Source organism: Arthrobacter sp. MAHUQ-56 (assembly GCF_019710585.1).
In the GTDB taxonomy this organism is placed as follows: Bacteria; Actinomycetota; Actinomycetes; order Actinomycetales; family Micrococcaceae; genus Arthrobacter.
In genome coordinates this window covers 42982-61715 of sequence record NZ_JAIFZQ010000016.1, presented here as the reverse complement: position 1 = coordinate 61715, position 18734 = coordinate 42982, and the positions used below count along the sequence as shown (strand labels likewise).

At 66.2% G+C, this 18734-nt stretch carries 17 protein-coding genes; 6 read left to right on the top strand and 11 right to left on the bottom strand.

All coding sequences use genetic code 11. The features are described 5' to 3' along the window. Nucleotides 1-21 precede the first annotated feature (21 nt). The 4 genes from K4G53_RS08185 to K4G53_RS08170 are packed head-to-tail and all read right to left on the bottom strand — an operon-like array spanning nucleotide 22 to nucleotide 3932. Nucleotides 22-513: an RpiB/LacA/LacB family sugar-phosphate isomerase gene (locus K4G53_RS08185; RefSeq protein WP_221385217.1), complete on the bottom strand. Its 492-nt coding sequence runs from the start codon at nucleotides 511-513 to the stop codon at nucleotides 22-24. Continuing rightward, nucleotides 510-2258, bottom strand: a complete 1749-nt coding sequence (locus K4G53_RS08180) for a dihydroxyacetone kinase family protein (protein WP_221385216.1) — start codon at nucleotides 2256-2258, stop codon at nucleotides 510-512. Before K4G53_RS08180 ends, K4G53_RS08185 begins: the two co-directional genes overlap by 4 nt. Before the next feature lie 49 nt (nucleotides 2259-2307). After that, nucleotides 2308-3081 (bottom strand): SDR family NAD(P)-dependent oxidoreductase, encoded by a 774-nt coding sequence (locus tag K4G53_RS08175; protein WP_221385215.1) that lies wholly within the window; start codon nucleotides 3079-3081, stop codon nucleotides 2308-2310. Nucleotides 3082-3107: 26 nt separating this feature from the next. Further along, the gene (locus K4G53_RS08170; protein ID WP_221385214.1) at nucleotides 3108-3932 is read right to left on the bottom strand and encodes a sugar phosphate isomerase/epimerase; all 825 of its coding nucleotides are present in this window, start codon (nucleotides 3930-3932) and stop codon (nucleotides 3108-3110) included. A 183-nt stretch (nucleotides 3933-4115) separates the two neighbouring features. On the opposite strand from K4G53_RS08170, the gene K4G53_RS08165 reads away from it, so the two are divergent. The 5 genes from K4G53_RS08165 to K4G53_RS08145 all read left to right on the top strand — a co-directional run bounded on the left by K4G53_RS08165 (nucleotide 4116) and on the right by K4G53_RS08145 (nucleotide 8730). Next, nucleotides 4116-5453 (top strand): MFS transporter, encoded by a 1338-nt coding sequence (locus K4G53_RS08165; RefSeq protein ID WP_221385213.1) that lies wholly within the window; start codon nucleotides 4116-4118, stop codon nucleotides 5451-5453. 36 nt (nucleotides 5454-5489) lie between these two features. Then, nucleotides 5490-6386, top strand: a complete 897-nt coding sequence (locus K4G53_RS08160) for a transketolase (protein WP_221385212.1) — start codon at nucleotides 5490-5492, stop codon at nucleotides 6384-6386. Continuing rightward, on the top strand, nucleotides 6383-7414 hold the full coding sequence (locus K4G53_RS08155) for a transketolase family protein (protein WP_221385211.1): 1032 nt from the start codon (nucleotides 6383-6385) through the stop codon (nucleotides 7412-7414). Before K4G53_RS08160 ends, K4G53_RS08155 begins: the two co-directional genes overlap by 4 nt. A 119-nt stretch (nucleotides 7415-7533) precedes the next feature. Continuing rightward, a complete protein-coding gene (locus K4G53_RS08150; RefSeq protein ID WP_221385210.1) occupies nucleotides 7534-8193 on the top strand; it encodes a GntR family transcriptional regulator in 660 nt (219 codons plus the stop codon). An 87-nt stretch (nucleotides 8194-8280) separates the two neighbouring features. After that, a complete protein-coding gene (locus tag K4G53_RS08145; RefSeq protein WP_221385209.1) occupies nucleotides 8281-8730 on the top strand; it encodes a transferase in 450 nt (149 codons plus the stop codon). A gap of 31 nt (nucleotides 8731-8761) precedes the next feature. Here K4G53_RS08145 and K4G53_RS08140 read toward each other — a convergent pair whose 3' ends face one another. From K4G53_RS08140 to K4G53_RS08120, 5 genes are read right to left on the bottom strand one after another with little or no spacing between them, the layout of a single operon-like run. After that, nucleotides 8762-9814 (bottom strand): LacI family DNA-binding transcriptional regulator, encoded by a 1053-nt coding sequence (locus K4G53_RS08140; RefSeq protein ID WP_221385208.1) that lies wholly within the window; start codon nucleotides 9812-9814, stop codon nucleotides 8762-8764. After that, entirely contained in the window at nucleotides 9814-11295 is a 1482-nt protein-coding gene (locus tag K4G53_RS08135) for a glycoside hydrolase family 1 protein (RefSeq protein WP_221385207.1), read from the bottom strand. The genes K4G53_RS08140 and K4G53_RS08135 overlap by 1 nt, the downstream gene beginning before the upstream one ends. Beyond that, the gene (locus K4G53_RS08130) at nucleotides 11292-12218 is read right to left on the bottom strand and encodes a carbohydrate ABC transporter permease (protein ID WP_221385206.1); all 927 of its coding nucleotides are present in this window, start codon (nucleotides 12216-12218) and stop codon (nucleotides 11292-11294) included. Before K4G53_RS08130 ends, K4G53_RS08135 begins: the two co-directional genes overlap by 4 nt. After that, entirely contained in the window at nucleotides 12215-13207 is a 993-nt protein-coding gene (locus K4G53_RS08125; protein ID WP_221385205.1) for a carbohydrate ABC transporter permease, read from the bottom strand. Before K4G53_RS08125 ends, K4G53_RS08130 begins: the two co-directional genes overlap by 4 nt. Before the next feature lie 2 nt (nucleotides 13208-13209). Further along, nucleotides 13210-14502 carry an extracellular solute-binding protein gene (locus tag K4G53_RS08120; protein WP_221385204.1) on the bottom strand — a complete coding sequence of 431 codons (1293 nt, stop codon included), beginning with the start codon at nucleotides 14500-14502 and terminating at the stop codon, nucleotides 13210-13212. A 287-nt stretch (nucleotides 14503-14789) separates the two neighbouring features. Between K4G53_RS08120 and K4G53_RS08115 the strand changes: the two genes are divergently transcribed. Then, nucleotides 14790-16745: an adenylyl cyclase gene (locus K4G53_RS08115; protein ID WP_260323437.1), complete on the top strand. Its 1956-nt coding sequence runs from the start codon at nucleotides 14790-14792 to the stop codon at nucleotides 16743-16745. A gap of 60 nt (nucleotides 16746-16805) precedes the next feature. Here the strand turns inward: K4G53_RS08115 and K4G53_RS08110 are convergent, their stop codons facing one another. Together K4G53_RS08110 and K4G53_RS08105 are read right to left on the bottom strand one after the other, a co-directional pair. Further along, nucleotides 16806-17876, bottom strand: coding sequence for a HoxN/HupN/NixA family nickel/cobalt transporter (locus tag K4G53_RS08110; protein WP_221385203.1), 1071 nt, complete (start codon nucleotides 17874-17876; stop codon nucleotides 16806-16808). Beyond that, a complete protein-coding gene (locus K4G53_RS08105; protein WP_221385202.1) occupies nucleotides 17876-18706 on the bottom strand; it encodes an urease accessory protein UreD in 831 nt (276 codons plus the stop codon). The genes K4G53_RS08110 and K4G53_RS08105 overlap by 1 nt, the downstream gene beginning before the upstream one ends. Nucleotides 18707-18734: the final 28 nt, after the last annotated feature.

Genomic DNA, 18734 nt, shown 5'->3' with positions numbered 1-18734 from the left:
GCGGCGTCGCGGCCGGTCCTGCTAGCAGCCCTCGAAGTCGGTGAGGACCTTGACCTTGCCCGCGGACGCCGACGACGGGTCAAACGTGTAGCCGATCCATTCCTTCGCCAGCCGCCGGGCGAGCTCGATGCCCACCACGCGCTGGCCCATGGTGAGCACCTGGCAGTCGTTGGACAGGATGGAGCGTTCCACCGAGAAGGAGTCGTGCGCAGCCGTGGCGCGGATGCCTTCCACCTTGTTCGCGGCGATGGCCACCCCGATTCCGGTGCCGCAGAAGAGGATGGCGCGGTCCGCGGCCCCGTCCCGGATCATTTCGCCGGCCGTGATGCCCACGTAGGGGTAGGGCTTGGTGAAGTCGTCCGGGGCGTCGCTCCGGTTGACCCCGATGTCGATGACCTCGCTGATGCGGGGGTCGTTGCGCAGGTCGGCAAGGACCTTGTCTTTGTAGTCGACGCCGGCCTCGTCCGCGCCGACAATGAGCCGCAGTCCCGTGGTTTGTCCTTCCGTCGTCATGACTTAGCTCCTGTCTGGGCAACGGTTGTCCTTGCGGTGAAGTGCGCGCCCATCACGGCGAACACCATCGCCAGGGAGGTGGCTCCGGGGTCCGGGGTGCCCAGGCTCTTCTCTGCCAGGGGGCGGGCCCTGCCCTTCAACGGCAACAGATCCGCGGTGGCTTCCGCTGCTGCGGCGGATTCCCGCGCGGCCGTTTCCCACGCCCGGATTGGCGAAACCCCGTTGGCCACTTCGCGGCTGAAGGCACTGGCGAAGGGCAGCAGGGCGTCCACCATCGTCTTGTCACCAATCTCTGCTTTGCCCAGCTGGACGATTCGGTCCGCGAAAGCAGTCACGGCCGCCGCGAGGACCGCCCCTTCCGGTGCAGTGGTGTTGCCTACGGTTTCGCCGAAGGCCCGCAGCCCCGCTCCCCAGAGGACGCCGGAGGTGCCGCCGGCCTTGTCGGCCCAGGCGTCCCCCGCTGCAGCCAGGACGTCACCTGCCCCTGCACCGTCACCGAGTGCCGCGGCTGCCGCGGCAGTCGCCGCGTCCACCCCGCGGACCATGCCGCGGCCATGGTCGCCGTCGCCGGCGATGGCGTCCATGCGGCCCAGCCGCTCTTCGGCCTCGTGCAGCGAAGCCTGGGCTGCCTGGATCGCGGCGACACAGGCGGCGGCGTATCCGCGGGAGGCGTCCGTGGCGACGAATGCTGCAACGGCGGCTCCGCCGTCGGACGCTTCCTCACCGGACAGTGCCCCTGCGTCCCGGGCCGCATTGCCGCGGCGGTAGGCGGGAGTCTCAGCGGGAGCGGTCCACAGGGGCTCAAGCTCCTCGTCCAGCCAGGTGACGGTCAGCGAGACGCCGGCCATGTCCAGGCTGGTGACCAATTCGCCCACTTCGGGCATGACCAGGGTGTAGCCGGCGGCGCGCAGCAACGGCGCCACCGTGCCCCAGAGAACGAAGAGCTCCTCGTGCTTGGTGGAGCCGAGTCCGTTGAGGAGCACGGCGATCCGCTTGCCGGCGTTGACCGGCGTTTCGGAGAGCACCCGGGACACCAGTTCCTGGCCCAGCTCCTCAGCGGAGGGCAGGTCCGTGTCGTGCAGTCCCGGCTCGCCGTGGATGCCAAGCCCCAGGCCCATCTGGCCTTTCGGAAGCGTGAACAGCGGGGCTTCGGCGCCGGGGAAGGTGCAGCCCGCGAACGCACTGCCGATGGTGCGGGTCAGGTCATTGGCCTTGCGTCCCAGGCGGACCACCTCGGCAAGGCCAGCACCGTTCTCGGCGGCCGCTCCCATCACCTTGAACACGGTGAAATCGCCGGCGATGCCGCGGCGCTTGGCGGATTCCGACGGCGGGGCGCTGGCGATGTCGTCTGTCACCAGCACGTTCTCCACGGCGATGCCCTCGGCGGCCAGGCGCTCGCTGGCCATGCCGAAGTTCATCACATCGCCGGCGTAGTTGCCATAGGTGAAGACCACGCCCGCGCCGGAGTCGGCGGCCTTGGCCACCGCATAGGCCTGCTGCGCCGACGGCGAGGTGAAGATGTTGCCCACCACCGCACCGTCGGCGAAGCCCGTGCCGATCAGTCCGGCGAACGCCGGGTAGTGGCCGGAGCCGCCGCCGGCGAGGACGGCAACCTTGGGCTGCGCAGGGCGGTACCGGCGGACGGCGCCGCCGGGGACCTGGCGGACCAGGTCCGAGTGGACGTCGCAGAAGCCTGCCAGGGCCTCCTCGGCGAACTCTGAGGGGTCGTTGAAGATTTTGGTCATGGTGGTTCTCCGGCGTCCGTGTTGTCAGTAACCTGCTGTCGCGGGGCTGTTAGTGCATGTGGCTTCCGCCGTTGATGTCCACGGTGGTGCCGGTGAGGTAGGCGGAATCCTCGGAGGACAGGAAGGTGATCACGGAGGCGACTTCCTCGGTGGTGGCGTTGCGGCCCAGCGGGATGCCGGCGTTGATGGCGGCTTCCTGTTCCTCGGTGCTGCCCACGCGGATGTTGGTGTCCACGGCGCCCGGGGTGATGGCGTTGACGGTGACCCCGGTGGTGCCGAGTTCCCGGGCCAGGGCCTTGGTGAAGCCGAGGATGGCAGCCTTGGCTGCGGAGTAGGGAACCTTGCCGAAGACGCCGCCGCCGCGCTGCGCGGACACCGAGGACATGTTGATGATCCGGCCCCAGCCGTTCCCGATCATGTCCGGCAGGAATGCCTTGGTGACCAAATAGGTGCCGGTGGCGTTGACGTCCATGACCTTGTGCCACAGCTCAAGGGTGGTCTCCAGGAACGGGACCGGGGAGGTGATGCCTGCGATGTTGGCCAGGGCGCCGACGGGCGGGAGGTTGCCGGCGGCGACCTCGGCGGCCACGGCTGCCTGGGCGGCGATGACCGAAGCTTCGCTGGCGACGTCGATCTCGTGGCCGAAGGCGGGAACGTTGAATTCGTTGCCGATTTCAGCCGCAACCTTCGCGGACTTCTCGCCGTCGAGGTCCAGGACGACGATGCCCCAGCCTTCGCGGGCGTAGCGGCGGGCGGTGGTGATGCCGATGCCCCGTTCGGAGGTTGCTCCGGTGAGGACGGCGGTGCGCTGGATGGTGGTCATGGTGGTACTCCTTGGTTTGTGTCAGTTCAGATGAGGTCGGTGATGAAGCTGGCTGCCTTGGCGGCGGCCGCTGGACGTTCGTCGTTGGTGACGTCCCGGGTTTCCAGTTCGAGCGAAAAGTGGCCGGTATAGCCGTCGGCGGCGAGCCGCTTCAGGCCGTCGGCGAAGTCGGCATTGCCATTGCCGATGCTGAGGTTGATGTTGCCCGGCACGGCGTCGCGCAGGTGGACATGGCTGATGCGGCCGGCGTGCCGGTCAAGGTAGGACTGGATGTCCTCGCCGGCGGCCACGATGTGGCTGAAGTCCATGACGATTCCGACGCCGGAGCCTGCCAGCCGGTCAGCGAGCTTTGCCGCACGGTCCAGGTTCCAGCAGAAGCGCAGGAAGTGCAGGGATTCGGTCCAGAGTTCGACGCCGAACTCCGCCGCCCGCCGTCCGGCGCCGATCAGCTGGGCGGCGATGAGGTCCAGGTCCTCGTCTTCGCTGCGCACGGGTTCGTGGTTAAGGGCTCCGCAGGGCAGGACGAGAGCCTTGGCGCCGATGTTCGAGGTAAGGGTGAGCAGTGCGTCCAGGTGGCGCCGGCGCGCGGCCTGAGCATCGGCGTCCAGTACTGCATTCAGGTCCCCGATGTCTCCGTTGACGGAGCGCACCCGGAGGCCCGACGCGTTAACCTCGGCCGAAACGGCTTCAACGGCCGCAGCATCGAGGTCATAGGGAACGTGGTTGCAGACCCCGGGCAGGGCGCCCAGGTCGATCTCTTCGAACCCCAGCTCCTTCATGGTGCGGAGGGCCTCGCCCAGTTCCTGGTGCCGGAAGCTGATGGAGGAACACCCGAGTCGGGAGTGGAACATCGTTGATCCTTTGGTTCGTGCCAAGCAGTAGTGATGGCGACCACAGTACTTGCGTTAACTGTCAACAGTCAACTCTAGAAGTCGACTGTTGACAGTGGAAATGATCTCGGTCACACTGGGACGTATCATTTTGTTAACAGTCGACAGCGGACTTCCAAAGCCGCTTTTCGAAAGGGAACCTCCATGAGCAAAGATGCTCTGACCATGCGCGGCCCCGTCCACGGCACCAAGGACGCCCGGCGAGTTGCCATCGGATCCGGCGTGGGGGCCGTGATTGAGACGTATGACTTCATCGGCTTCGGCACCGCTGCCGCACTGTATTTCGGAACTGCCTTCTTCCCCGGGAGCGATCCGGTCACCGGCACGCTCGCCTCCTTTGCAACCCTGGGCGTTGGCTTCGCAGCGCGCCCCCTCGGCGGCATCATTGGCGGACACCTGGGCGACAAAGTGGGCCGCAAGCCCGTCCTGGTCGCATCCCTGATCCTGATGGGCCTGGCAACCTTCGCGATCGGCCTGCTGCCCACCTACGCCGCTGTCGGCCTGCTGGCACCGGCGCTGCTGGTCTTCGTCCGCATCGTCCAAGGCTTGGCATTCGGCGCTGAATGGGGCGGTGCCATCCTGATGAGCTACGAGCACGCTCCGTGGAAGGCCAAGGGCAAGTACACCGGCATCGTCCAGGCTGGCTTCCCGGTGGGCCTGCTGCTGGCCAACCTGACCTTCCTGTTCAGCGTGAACCTGGGCGGTGAGCTCGCATGGCGGATCCCGTTCCTGGCCAGCATCCTGCTGGTGGCGGTCGGCCTGATCATCCGCTCCAAGGTCCCCGAGTCCCCTGTCTTCGATGAGGTCAAGGACAGCGGCGCCATCGTCAAGGCACCCATCGTGGAGGTCATCAAGACCGACTGGCGCAACATCATCAAGGGCATCGGCCTCCGCATTGCAGAGACCGCCGGCTACGCCGTGTCCATCACCTACATGATTTCCTACATCAACAGCCAGCACCTGGCGGACAAGAGCCAGACGCTGATTGCCCTCTGCATTGCCTCGGCCATCGGCATCTTCGCCACCCAGGCGTGGGCCGCCCTGACCGACCGCATCGGCCGCCGTCCCCTGTACGTCTGGTCCACTGCCTTCGCCGCATTGTTCGCCATCCCCATGTTCCTGCTGGTCAACACCGGCTTGTTCATCGCCATCATCCTCACGATCGTCATCTCCTACGCCGTGTGCCAGAACTCGCTGGCCGGCGCCCAGGGTGCCTGGTTCCCGGAGCTTTTCCAGGCCAAGACCCGTGCGTCCGGCGCCAGCCTGGCCTACCAGATCTCGGCCATGGTGTCCGGCTTTACCCCCTTCATCACCACCCTGCTGTTTGTCAGCTTCGGCTGGATGGGCCCCGCGCTGCTCTTCGGCACTTACGCCCTGATCGGCCTCTGGGCCGCCGTCGCTACCCGGGAAACCTGGGGCAAGCGGGAGCGCGAGCTGGCCGAGGAAGCCACCAAAAGCACCCCCAACACCGTCAACGCCTGAATGACAGCCACGCACGAAACGACCACGGAGCCAGTAATGCCTACAGAAACCGTCCAGGACACCGCACTGCGGACCGCAGTGACCCCGGAACGGCTAGAGAAGATCAACGCCGCCGCGTACCGGATCAGGCACCACGCCCTGAATATGGGCGAGGTGCAGGGCCAGGGGTATGTTGGCCAGGCCCTGGGTGCTGCCGACATGCTCGCCACGGTATACGGGGACCAGCTCCGCTTCCGCGCCGGGGACCCGCACTGGGAAGCCCGCGACCGGTTCCTGCTCTCCACCGGGCACTACGCGATTGGCCACTACGCCGCACTGGCCGAGGCCGGCATCGTCCCGGCGGAGGAGCTGGAAACCTACGGCTCGGACGATTCCCGCCTGCCGATGTCCGGCATGTCCACTTACACCCCGGGCATGGAGATCTCCGGCGGTTCCCTGGGCCACGGCCTGACCATCGCCGTCGGCATGGCCCTGGGCCTGCGCTACCAGGGCTCGGACGCCCGGGTGTTCAACTTCCTCTCCGACGGGGAACTGGACGAGGGGTCCACCTGGGAGGCCGCGATGGGCGCGCACCACCACCAGCTGGGCAACCTCACCGCCATGGTGGACATCAACGCCCTGCAGGCGGACGGCAAGACGGACACGGTGCTGCGCACCGAGCCGGTGACGGAGAAGTGGGAATCGTTCGGCTGGTACACCCAGCGGGTGGACGGGAACGACGTCGGCGCGCTGCTGGCAGCGTTCGACAATGCAGCTGCCCAGTCGGCCTCCGTCGGACGTCCCTCCGTCATCCTGTGCGACACCAAGGTGGGCCGCGGCGTCCCGCTGCTGGAAGATCGCGAAAAGGCGCACTTCATGCGCATCGAAGAAAACGAATGGCAGATCTGCCGCGAGCAGCTCACCGCCGGTTATGAAGGAAAGGCTTCAGCATGAGCACCACCACCGAGGCACCCGATACGGCGGCAGCCGCTGCAACACCGGCCAAGCCGAAGCTGAAGACTTCGGCGATGATCGCCTCCTTCGCCGACCCGGGCCAGAAGACCTCCAACGCGCCATTCGGGCACGCGCTGGTCAAGGCCGCGCAGGAGAACGACAGGATCGTGGGCCTGACCGCGGACCTGGGCAAATACACGGACATGCATATCTTCGCCAAGGCCTTCCCGGAGCGGTTCTTCCAGATGGGCATGGCCGAGCAGCTGCTCTTCGGCGCAGCCGCCGGACTCGCCGAGTCCGGCCTGGTGCCGTTCGCGTCCACCTACTCCGTGTTCGCTGCCCGCCGCGCCTACGACTTCCTCTGCCTGGACGCGGCCGAGCCGAACCTGAACGTCAACATCGTGGGCGGCCTGCCCGGCTTGACCACCGGGTACGGCCCCAGCCACCAGGCCACCGAGGACATGGCGATCTTCCGCGGCATGCCCAACCTGACCATCGTTGACCCCTGCGATTCGGTGGACATCGAGCAGGCCGTCCCGCAGCTGGCGGCCTCCGAAGGCCCCACCTACCTGCGGCTGCTGCGCGGCAACGTTCCCACCGTCCTGGACGAGTACGACTACACGTTCGAACTCGGCAAGGCCAAGGTCCTGCGCGGCGGCAACGACGTCGTGTTCATCTCCTCCGGCCTGATGACCATGCGTGCCCTGCAGGCAGCCAAGGCACTCGAGGCGCACAACGTGGACGTCGCCGTCGTGCACACCCCCACGATCAAGCCTTTCGACGCCGAAACCGTCCTCAAGGAGGTCAATACCGACCGCCTCGCCGTTACCCTGGAAAACCACTCCGTGGTGGGCGGCCTGTTCGAGACCGTTGCGTCCGCCGTCGTCACCGCCGGCGTGGGCAGGCGCGTGGTGCCCGTGGCACTGCCGGACCAGTTCCTGGACGCCGGCGCCCTGCCCACACTGCACGACCGCTACGGCCTGGCCGTGGACCGCATCGTGGCCAAGGTCCTCGCCGAGCTCGGCTGACAGCAGTCAGCAAGATGCAGAAAGCACGGCACCGCTCCCGCCCGGTGCCGTGCTTTCTGCCGTATTATCGAAACCATTACCGACTGTAAACAGTCGACTTATGACATTGAGGACAAGCCATGGCCGGATTGACCGCCCCGCTGCTGGGACTGGAAAAGAAAAGCCTGCGCGAGCAGGCACTCTCGGCGTTGCGGACCGCCATCACCAGCGGCGAGCTGGAACCCGGCCGGCACCTGGTGGAAACCGAACTGTCCGAGATGCTGCAGATCAGCCGGGGCACCCTTCGCGAAGCCCTGCGCCAGCTTGAGCAGGAGGGGCTGCTGTCCGCCGGGCCCCGCGGCCGCCTCTCGGTCCGGCACTTGGACGGGAAGGAGATCCGGGACATCTACGCTGTCCGCGCCGCTTTGGAATCCCTGGCCGCGCGAACGCTGTGCGAACTGCCGGACCGGCAGCACGTGACCAAATCCCTGCACAAGGCCATCGACGCCATGGAGGACGCCACCACCGGGACGCTGGAGGAACGGATCGAGTCCGACCTCGAATTCCACCGGACCCTCTGCCGGCTCACTGGCAACGAAACGCTGCTGCATTCCTGGGAATCGCTGGAGGGATCCATACGGATGTCCATCATGTTCGCGGGACTGGAGAAGGGGGTCAGCAACATGAGCGTCGACCGGCATAAAGACATCATGGCCGCCATCGATACTGGTGATGCCGCCCTGGCCCGCCAGACCATCCTGGAACACATGGACACCGCCGCGGCCAACCTGGTGGCATAACTCCACAGGAGCCGCCGGGAATCCCTTAGCGCTGTGGACCGTTAACCTACTGCGCGGTAAATAGCCGCAGCGTTAACGAGGGATGGTATGACCGCAAAGTTTGTCTCAGTTGAGGACGACGCCGGAAAGGTCACCCGCTACAGCCGCCACGACAACGGCGGCGGGCTGATCGCTCCGGGTGCCATCGTGGCTGACAGCGCCCGGATCGGCCCCATGACCTACGTGGAACACGGCGCGCAGGTGGGTCCCGGGTGCCGGATCGGACACGGCAGCTGGATAGACCGGGACGCCAGGATCGGCAACCGGACAGTCATTGGCGACGGTGTGCGCATCGGGCGCGGCACCGTCATTGGCAACCGCGTCCACATCGGCAGCCACACGAGGATCGGCTCGGGCGTGCTGATTGAGCACGGCGCCCACCTGGACGCCGACAGCACCGTGCCCGACGGCACCGAAGTGCTTGCCGGTGCCCGCACCGCCACGTCGTCGGCGCCGCACCGGGCGCACCGGAAGGCCAGGGGCGGCCTGGCCGCTTAGCCGCTCCTCGTGCCTGCAGGAACTCCGCAGGTCAGCCCACAGTGCTTCCGCGCACTACCAGTTCAGGCGGGTAGATCAGTGGATCCATCCCCTGCCCCGGATCCTCGATGGCGCGCAGGAGGAGTTGGCCCGCGGCCTCCGCCATGTCAGCCACTGGATGGGTGACTGTGGTGAGTCCAATGCCGCCGGGCGCCAGGATCGCGTGATTATCGAAGCCGACGACTGCCACGTCGTCCGGGACGCGCCGGCCCGCACCGCGGACAGCGTCGACCACGCCCAGCGCCATGAGGTCCGATGCGGCGAAAACGCCGTCCAGCTCCGGTGCCTGGGCGAACAGGTTCCGTGCGGCGTCAGCGCCTCCCGGCGTCGTAAAGTCCCCGTGGACCACGGGTCCGGGCTGGAGGCCGGCTTCCCTGAGCCCCTGCAGCCATCCTTCCAAGCGGTCGACGGCGGCTGTCATATCGCCCGGGCCGGCAACGGTTCCCAGCTTGGTACGTCCCAGTCGGGCCAGGTGCTGCGCCGCCAACCGGCCACCCTCAAAGTTGTCGAGGTCAACAAAGGGAATTCCTGATCCTGTATCCCACGGCCTGCCGATAAAAACTGTAGGCAGTCCGGTGTCACCCAGGCTTTCCACCCAGGCGTCGGCCCGGTGGTGGGACACGACGATGGCGCCGTCCACATGGCCGCCACGCAGGTACCGGATGGTCCGCGCGGAGTCATCCCCCGTCCGCGACATCAGCAACACCAGCTGCATGTCGGTTTCACGGAGTGCTTCATTCACGCCCGTGATCACCGCCGCGAAGTAGGGATCCATCATCACCCTGGCGTCCGGCTCCGGGATGACCAGTGCCACCGACGCCGTCCGCCGGGTGACGAGGCTGCGTGCCGCCCGGTTGGGCGTGTACCCCAGCGCCACGATCGCCGCATCGACGGCGGCCTGTGCTTCCGGGCTGACCTTCAGTCCGCCATTGATGGCCCTGGACGCCGTGGAACGGGACACCCCGGCCGCGGTGGCAAGGTCCTCGAGCGTGGGACTGGACCGCCCCGCCTTGGCGAGGGCGGGGCGGCGCGTCTTCTCGTTCATTACACAGACAATACGACACCTTGCACCGAAGGCGTTGGGAGCCGGCGGTCAGCAGGCACTGCGTTCGAGCCAGCCACTTCCGCATACCACCGCGCGCTTGCTTTTGGAATCCGGTCCTGCGTGGCATAGTCCACCCGGACCAGCCCGAAACGCTGATGGTAGCCAAAGGACCACTCGTAGTTGTCCAGAAGCGACCACGCCAGGTAGCCGCGGACATCCACTCCGTCGGCCACTGCACCATGCACCGCCTGGAGGTGGGAGGCGAAGAACGCCAAGCGGTCCTGGTCATCCACAAAACCCGTTTCATCGGGGACGTCGTCATAAGCCGCCCCGTTTTCGGTGACATACAGGGGGATGCCCGCCGGGCCCGTGTACTCTGCCTGCAATCGGTTGAGCAGGCGCCGCAGCCCCTCCGGCTGGACCTCCCAGCCCATTCCCGTCACAGGCAGGCCGCGGGGCACCGAACGCGCGCCGTCTGCTGCCACGAACGGTGAGGAAACCGGGCGGGCCACCTGCTCCGGAGCGGCCGCGGTCGCCACCGCCCCGCCGGACGGGACTTCCGGGTCCTTCGTCACGCACTCCCCGTGGTAGTAGTTGACGCCCAGCAGGTCCAGGGGCGTGGCAATGGTCTCCAGGTCCCCGTCCTGCACCAGCCCGGCCAGGCCCAGGTGCGCCACATCCGCCAGCAGGTCAGCCGGGTATTCCCCTCTGAACAGCGGGTCCAGGAAGATCCTGTTGAACTGGCCGTCGATGCGCCTGGCCGCATCCCTGTCGCCCCCGCTGCCGGGATCCCGGGGATCCGCGACAGTCAGGTTCAAAGTGATGCCCAGGGAGGCGTCCGCATCGCGCCGGCGGAGCTCACGGGCTGCCAGCCCGTGGCCAAGCAGGAGGTGGTGGGCCGCAGCCAGTGCGGCCCGGGGTTCCTGCCGGCCGGGCGCGTGGATGCCCGCCGCATAGCCAAGGAACGCCGAGCACCACGGTTCGTTGAGGGTTGTCCAGATCCGTACCCGGTCGCCCAGGACGCCGTGCATCAGGGCCGCGTACTCAGCGAAACGGTAGGCCGTGTCCCTGTTGGCCCAGCCGCCCTTGTCCTCGAGTGCCTGGGGCAGGTCCCAGTGGTACAGGGTCAGCCAGGGCGTAATGCCTGCCGCCAGCAGCTCGTCCACCAGGCGGGAGTAAAAGGCGAGGCCTTCAGGGTTGGGGGTCACGCCATCAGGCATGCAGCGGGCCCACGACGTTGAGAACCTGTAGGCCTCCATGTTCAGCTGTTTCATGAGTGCGACGTCCTGCCGGTAGCGCCGGTAGTGGTCGCATGCCACGTCGCCGTTGTGACCGTCAGCCACCGCGCCGGGCACCCGGGCGAAGGTGTCCCAGATCGAATCCTGCCTGCCGCCGGCATGTGCTGAACCTTCAATTTGGTAGGCAGCTGTTGCCGCGCCCCAGAGGAAGCCCTCCGGAAACGGAAGTTGGGTGGAACTCATCCTTTGACTGCTCCTTGCATAATTCCAGATACGAGTTGCCGGCCTGCCGCAATAAAGAGGAGCAGGAGCGGGATGGTGGCCAGGACAGCGCCGGCCAGGACCACGGAGTAGTCCACGAAATGGGCAGCCTGCAGCAGCTGCAGCGCCACCGGGAGGGTGGGGTTTGACGGGTCCAGGACAATGAACGGCCAAAAGAAGTTCGTCCAGGTGGCCACGAAGGTGAACAGGGCCAGCATGGCCGCCGCCGGCCGGGCAGCGGGGAAGCCGATGTACCAGAAGGCCTGGATCATCGAGGCCCCGTCCATTCTTACCGCCTCGATGAGTTCATCAGGGAGGGCGTCGCGCAGGTACTGGGTCATCCAGAACACGCCGAAGGCCGTGACGAGGCCGGGGATGATGACAGCCCAGAGCGACCCGGTCCATCCCAGCTTGGACATCACGATAAACAGCGGGACCACGCCGAGCTGGGTGGGCACCGCCATGGTCGCGATGACAAACACCAGCAGCGCCTTGCTGCCGCGGAAGCGGAGCTTGGCAAAGGCGAATCCGGCCAGGGTGGAGAACACGACGACGGATGCTGCGGTAACGCACGAGACGATAAGGCTGTTGCCCATCGCCTTCCAGAACGGGATGCTGTCAAAGACTTTGGCAGCGTTTGCCAGGAAGTTCCCTCCGGGCAGCAGCGGGATGCCGCGGCTCAGGACGGTGTTGTCATGGCTGCCTACCAGGAAGGACCAGTACAGCGGAAAGATCGAGGCGAGAAGCACGGCACCCAGGAAACCGTAGGTGGGGAAGCCGGGCCTGCGGGCACTTCCCTGGCTGGACCTGCCGCCCCTTGTACCCCCGGCACCACGTCCGCGACGGGCTGCTGCCCGGGCGGCCCCCTTACCCGCGGTCTGCTCGATCATGGGAATGGAGCTCACTTGCGGCCTCCCTGGCTTGCGATGCGCTTGGTAATGAGGAAATTGAGCAGGGCGATCAGGACGATGATCAGGAAGAGCAGCCAGGCCACGGCAGACGCCCTGCCGAAGTTGCGCTGGCCCCAGCCAAGTTCCCAGATATACATGGTCAGCGTCTGCCACTGCCGGTCCGCTCCGCCCAGTCCGGACTGGTCGAAGACCCGGGGCTCATCGAAAATCTGGAGCCCGCCGATGGTTGAGGTGATCACCACGAAGATCACCGTTGGCCGCAGCATGGGGACGGTCACGGAGAGGAACTGCCGCAGGCGGCCCGCGCCGTCGATGGTTGCCGCTTCGAACACGTCCCTCGGAATGGCCTGCATGGCTGCGAGGAAGATCAGTGCGTTGTAGCCGGTCCAGCGGAAGTTCACCATGGTGGCGATCGCCAGGTGGCTCGAAAGGGAATCGGAATGCCACCGGACCGGGCCCAGCCCTGCCGCCTTCAACATCTCATTGATCAGGCCAAACTGGTCCGCGAAGAGGTTGTTGAAGATCAGGCCCACTGCCACGGGTGCAACAACAAAAGGCACCAGCACCCCCATCCGCCAGAACGTCCTGGCCCTCAGGTTCGCGTCCAGTACAGCCGCTATCACCAGGGCGATCACAACCTGGGGAAGGGAGGACAGGACGAAGATGCTGAAGGTGTTGCCCACCGCGTTCCAGAAGTAGGGCTGGGCCACAACGAAGGCGTAGTTTTCCAGGCCCGTGAACTTGCCCTGTCCGCCAATGAGGTTCCAGTTGTGCAGGGAAACCCATGCCGTGTACACCAGCGGGAAGAGCCCTGTGACAGCGAACAGAATGAAGAAAGGCGAGATGTAGAGGTAGGGGGAGAGCTTTACGTCCCACTTGGAGACCTGCTGCGAGAAAGCCAGGCGCCGGACACGCTTCGTGTCCGCCGGACGCAGGGGCGGATGCCCGGCGCTCCGGGGCTTGACCCGGTCGGTGACTGCCATGCTTAGAGGGACTTCACGGCGGCGACGAACTTCTCCCAGGAGGAGGCGGCGTCGTCCGACTTGTCAACGTCCACCCGGGTGAGCGCCTGCTGCATGGCGTCGTTGATGGCGAAGAACTTGGCGCCCTTGAAGGGGGTCACCTCAACCGCCTTGGCACGCTCGGCAAAGATCTCGCCGGTGGGTGCACCGTTGAAGAAGGCGTTGGTCTGTCCCAGCAGCTCGGGGCTTTCCAGCGCCTCCTTCTGGCTGGGGAAGGTCCCCTTGGCGGTGAATGCCTTGATCTGCTGCTCAGGGGCCGTCAGCCAGCCTGCCAGCTTCTTGGCCTCGGCCTGGTGCCCGCCCTGGGTGGGGACGGTCAGGTAGGACCCGCCCCAGTTTCCGCCGCCGCCGGGAAAGACGTTGGCAACGTCCCAGCCGGTGACCCCGGCTGCGTTGCCCTCGATGACTCCGAGCATCCAGCCCGGGCAGAGGGTTGTGGCGAAGGCGCCGGTCTGGAATCCGGAGGCCCAGTCGTCGCTCCACTGGCTGAGGTGGGCGGACAGCCCGTCCTCGGTGGAGGCTTTCAGGACCCGGTTGTAGGTGTCCTTGACCTTCTGGTTCTCTGTGGCGATGACGGTGCCGTCCTCCTCCTCGTAGACCTTTTCCAGCTGGTTGCTCATGCCTTGGTAGATTGCCCCTGCGGAGTCGAACCATGCAGCCTTGGGGCTTGCAGCCTTGAATGCCTTACCGGCTTCGAAGTAGCTGTCCCAGGTGGTGCCCAGCATCCTGGCAACCTCCCCGCGCTCAGTGGGCATGCCGGCCTTCTTGAGCAGTTCGGCGTTGTAGCAGACCGCTTCAGGGCCGGAGTCGGTCCCATAGGCAAGGAGCTTGCCATCCGCGGTTGTGGCGGCCTCGGTCTTCCAGTCCAGCCAGCGTCCTTCAACAGCGGGATCGCCCAAATCTGCAAAGCGGTCCGGGTACTCCAGGAGTTCCGGGAGCCAGTCCACCTCCACAGCCTCGATATCGGAGAGGCCGGAGCCGGCGGCCAGGCGGGTGGTGAGGTTGTCGCGGGCTTCGTTGGTGGTTGCTGCCTTCTTATGCTCGATGGTCACGTTCGGGTTCAGCTTTTCGTATTCCTCGAAAAGCTTCTCGTAGCCGAACTCATTGAACGTCCCCACGGTAAGCGTGACGGGATCGGACCCGGTGGCGTCGTTGACTCCGGCCTTGTCGGGTGATGGGGAACCGCAGGCGGAGAGCGACAGGGCAAGGCAGGCGGCGGCTGCCGAAAGCAGGGAGAACTTGCTGGGGTTTTTCACAGGGGGAAGACTCCTTCGTCAGAGGTGCCCTATCGATCCGCGTGGACGGCCGGGCGGTAGGTAGTGGAGCGGCTTGGCCGGCTCTTGGAGGGTCGGTGGGAGCGCTCTCACGTCATGGTGTCGCACCCCGCACCCTCCTGTCAAGGATTTTTAGGAGCGCTCCCACCACCCTTGCCGGTGCTTGGACGCGGTGTTACGCTTCCCGACGGGAGCGCTCCCACGGCCGCGTCTTTTCGCCGCCTTTCTCCTTCCGGCTCGATGAATCCCACCGACGAACAGGACGAGCAATGCCGCTAGCCCACCCTCCCCATCTTCCGCGCGCCGCCAGCACACCCTCCCCGCTCCCCCATACGAAGGCCAGGCGCCGGCTCATAGCCAGCACGGTGGTGCTCCTGTCCGGCCTGGTCGGCAGCGGAACAGGCGTGGCCGTCGCAGCCCCCACCAACCCGCCGGCACTGGCCGCCACCCGCGCACCGGCGCTCCAAACCACCGCAACCCCGGCTCTTCCACAGGCTGCACCTCATCCATTTGGACCCAACGTCTACGTTTTCGATCCCGGCATGCCGGTGGCCCAAATCCAGGCCACGGTGGACTCCATCGCCGCCCAGCAGGTGGACGACGAAATGGGGGCCAAGCGCTACTCCCTGTTGTTCAAACCCGGCACCTATGGCACCCCCGAAGAACCGCTGATCGTCCAGGTGGGCTACTCCACCGAAGTGGCCGGACTGGGCGCTGCACCCACCGATGTCACCATCAACGGGCACGTGGACGTCTACAACCGCTGCCTGGCCGCCGACAACTGCATCGCCCTGAACAACTTCTGGCGGTCCCTTTCCAACCTCACGATCAATGTCACCGGACTCGAAGGCTGCCGCAGTTCGGCGAACTTCTGGGCGGCTTCGCAGGCATCACCCATGCGGCGGGTCAACATCACCGGCGGCAACCTGTCCCTGATGGACTACTGCACGGCCGGCCCTCAGTATGCCAGCGGCGGATTCATCGCGGACTCGAAGACGGGTACCGTCATCAACGGCTCACAGCAGCAGTACCTGGTCCGCGACAGCAGCATTGGAAGCTGGTCCAACGGGGTCTGGAACCAAGTGTTCTCGGGCGTGGACGGGGCTCCTGCGGACTCCTTCCCGAACCCGCCATACACGACCTTGAGCAACACCCCCATCAGCCGGGAGAAGCCCTACCTGACGATGGATTCCGCCGGCCAGTACAGCGTCTTCGTGCCCGCCGTCCGCGAAAACTCGTCGGGCACAACGTGGGAAGACGGCCCTACCAAGGGGCGCAGCATCCCCATGGCCGACTTCTATGTGGCGACGCCCAACGATTCAGTACAGACCATCAACTCCCAGCTTGCCAGGGGCAAGAACCTCCTGCTCACGCCAGGGGTCTACGGTGTCGATGACAGCATCGAGGTCAAGCGGGCCAACACCGTGGTGCTTGGGCTGGGCATGGCGACACTTACCGCCGTCGACGGAGCAGTTCCCCTGACGGTGGCGGACGTCCCGGGCGTTGACATCGCCGCGGTCACCGTGGATGCCGGCGAGGTGGCTTCACCCGTCCTGATGCGGATCGGCAAGGCCAGCGACGGTGCAGGGGATGGACCGGCCAACTCGCCCGTGCACAATGATCCCGCAAACCCCACCACTCTCCATGACGTGTTCTTCCGCATCGGCGGCCCGCACGTCGGCAAAGCGTCGGTCAGCCTGGAAGTCAACAGCGACAACGTCCTCCTTGACCACATCTGGGCCTGGCGCGCCGACCACGGCAACGGCGTGGGCTGGACAACCAACACCGGCCGGAACGGCGTGATCGTCAACGGCAACAACGTCACCGCCACAGGCCTGTTCGTGGAGCATTACCAGGAGTACAACGTCATCTGGAACGGTGAAAACGGCAAAACCGTTTTCTTCCAGAACGAATTGCCCTACGACGCACCCAACCAGGCCGCCTGGCAGCACGACGGAGTCCTGGGCTGGGCCGGTTACAAGGTGTCCGATTCCGTGAAGACCCATGAGCTCTGGGGCGGCGGCAGCTACGTCTACAACAATGTGAACCCCTCCATCCATGCCACCAGGGGTTTTGAGGTGCCGGTAGCTCCCGGGGTGAGGCTGCACAGCCTGCTGACTGTGAACCTCGGAGCGGGAACCCTGGACCACGTGGTCAACGACACGGGAGCACCCGTATCGACTGACGCCGTCGGCGTGCCCAGCTACGTTGCCGATTTCGGCTAGCTGAGTCAGGCCTGGGTCAGCGGGCGCGGTGCCGGTCAACAGGCCGGCACCGCGCCGCGCTTACTCGGCAACCTCAGCCGCCGGCCTTCCGGATGCGCGCCTTCCGCGCAGCGCAGCCCCGCCCCAGGCGGCCAGCAGGAGCGCCACCAGCAGGAGGCCGGCGTCGCCCAGGTCGACGGAATCCAGCCACTTTGTCACCGGATCATCCAAGGTAAAAGCCGCGTGCAGGAATCCGCCCAGTGTGATGACGGCAATGAACAGGGCTGACACCGCGGAGATGCCCGTGACCAGCGCGTTGAAGCCGAGCCTTCGCCGCGGATCACCGAGCGCCGAACGGTACATCCGCATCATCGCAAGCCCATTGAGGGAATCGCACAGCGTCATCGCCGCAGCGAACGCCAGCGGCAGTGCCAGCAGTGCGAACGGGGGCACTCCAGCCAGCGAGGCCGCCGTCGTCATCATCAGCAGCCCGATGGTGGTGGCCGTATCGAAGCCAAGGCCGAACAGGAAGCCGATCACATAGATGTTCCGCGGCCGGTGCACCCTGGACAGCGCCTTGGCGAGGAGCCGCGCCACAATGCCCTGCGGCTCGAGTTCGCGGGGGTCTACGTCGGCTCCGTTCCGGGCGCGGCGGTAGGCACCGGCTGAGCGGGCGAAGGCGGAGCCGTTGAAGAGACCCATGGCCAGCAGGAACAGGCCCGACACACCGCTGCCCACCAGGCCGAGCACAAGGTTGCCGGCCGAGCCCTCCTGCATCAAGCCGCCGACGATGGAAGCACCGGCAATCACCAACACCCCGGCCAGCGCCACCACCGAGCTGTGGCCCAGGCTGAAGGCGAAGCCCACGCTGACCGGGTCCTGGCGCTGCGCGACGAATTTTCGGGTGGCGTTATCGATCGCGGCGAGGTGGTCCCAGTCGTAGCTGTGCTTCACGCCGGCCAGGTAGGCGGTGAGCACCAGCCCCCACGTGAGCGCCTGCGGTCCCGTGGCCCAGGCATTTCCGGCGAGCAGGAGTACGACGGCGGCAGCGTGCAGGGCAGCCACGGCACCGAAAGTGCAGAGCACCCGGGTCCGAAGTGGCAGGGTTTCACGGTCCCGGTAGAGGGCCGCGATATTCGCCAGCGCCGTCATCAGTGCTTCCTCAGGTCCAGCGGCCCCTGCCCGTGCCAGCGCTGCCGGAGGAGGTTGGCGCAAGAGCCGAGCAGGCGGTTCAGTTCTCCGGTGCTGTTGGACAGCGAGCGCAGCACCAGGCCGGTGGTTCCTTCGACTGTGCGGGTCAGGGTGAGCCCGGTCAAGGCGTCATAGCCTGCCGTCACGTGATGCAGTTCATCGGCGAGCGCCTGGTCCGCCCTTGGGTCCACCACCACGAGCGAGCCCAGATGGCTGTACCCCTCCATGAACCCGAGACCGGCGACGTCTCCAAGCGGCGGACGGATCAGCAGGTTGTCCAATGCCAGCAGCTGCGTGGCATGGCCGGTTTCGACATGGATCTCGTTCCGTAGCCGCACCTCCTCGTACCGGAAGGCGGCGCCGTCCGGCGACCAACCAGGGGTCACCACCTCGGCCATGACGAGTGACGACGAAGGCCGCAGCGTCACGGAGGTCCGTTGCCGGTAGCTTGCTTCCCGGTAGGCGATCAGCTGGTCCGGCATCAGCTCCAGCCGCGCCCCCTCCCCCAAACGCACAGCCATCCGCTGCTCGGCGAAGGACCCGGGAGTCCGATAGACCTTGGTTGCGGACTGCGTGGTCAGCAGCAAAGAAGCCGAGTCACCGACCTCGACATCAAGGACAAAGAGATCAGCCCCAAGATAAGCCCCGCCAGGATTCACGACGACATAGCAAACCTGCCCGGAGTCATCGAGGTAGTGCGGACGCAGCACCCGAAGGGCACCTCGATGGTACTGATGCGACGCAACTGACTGGTGACCACGCACGGCGATCCCAAGCTCAAGCTCCCCCATCGGTGACCTGTCAGCGCAAGCGGAGCCG

Bases quoted from the DNA above. Each gene is read 5' to 3' on its own strand.
- K4G53_RS08185 (WP_221385217.1), bottom strand. From the start codon at position 513: ATGACGACGGAAGGACAAACCACGGGACTGCGGCTCATTGTCGGCGCG.
- K4G53_RS08155 (WP_221385211.1), top strand. From the start codon at position 6,383: ATGAGCACCACCACCGAGGCACCCGATACGGCGGCAGCCGCTGCAACA.
- K4G53_RS08115 (WP_260323437.1), top strand. From the start codon at position 14,790: ATGCCGCTAGCCCACCCTCCCCATCTTCCGCGCGCCGCCAGCACACCC.
- K4G53_RS08180 (WP_221385216.1), bottom strand. From the start codon at position 2,258: ATGACCAAAATCTTCAACGACCCCTCAGAGTTCGCCGAGGAGGCCCTG.
- K4G53_RS08105 (WP_221385202.1), bottom strand. From the start codon at position 18,706: ATGGGGGAGCTTGAGCTTGGGATCGCCGTGCGTGGTCACCAGTCAGTT.
- K4G53_RS08110 (WP_221385203.1), bottom strand. From the start codon at position 17,876: ATGACGGCGCTGGCGAATATCGCGGCCCTCTACCGGGACCGTGAAACC.
- K4G53_RS08160 (WP_221385212.1), top strand. From the start codon at position 5,490: ATGCCTACAGAAACCGTCCAGGACACCGCACTGCGGACCGCAGTGACC.
- K4G53_RS08135 (WP_221385207.1), bottom strand. From the start codon at position 11,295: ATGAGTTCCACCCAACTTCCGTTTCCGGAGGGCTTCCTCTGGGGCGCG.
- K4G53_RS08175 (WP_221385215.1), bottom strand. From the start codon at position 3,081: ATGACCACCATCCAGCGCACCGCCGTCCTCACCGGAGCAACCTCCGAA.
- K4G53_RS08165 (WP_221385213.1), top strand. From the start codon at position 4,116: ATGAGCAAAGATGCTCTGACCATGCGCGGCCCCGTCCACGGCACCAAG.
- K4G53_RS08150 (WP_221385210.1), top strand. From the start codon at position 7,534: ATGGCCGGATTGACCGCCCCGCTGCTGGGACTGGAAAAGAAAAGCCTG.
- K4G53_RS08140 (WP_221385208.1), bottom strand. From the start codon at position 9,814: ATGAACGAGAAGACGCGCCGCCCCGCCCTCGCCAAGGCGGGGCGGTCC.
- K4G53_RS08125 (WP_221385205.1), bottom strand. From the start codon at position 13,207: ATGGCAGTCACCGACCGGGTCAAGCCCCGGAGCGCCGGGCATCCGCCC.
- K4G53_RS08170 (WP_221385214.1), bottom strand. From the start codon at position 3,932: ATGTTCCACTCCCGACTCGGGTGTTCCTCCATCAGCTTCCGGCACCAG.
- K4G53_RS08145 (WP_221385209.1), top strand. From the start codon at position 8,281: ATGACCGCAAAGTTTGTCTCAGTTGAGGACGACGCCGGAAAGGTCACC.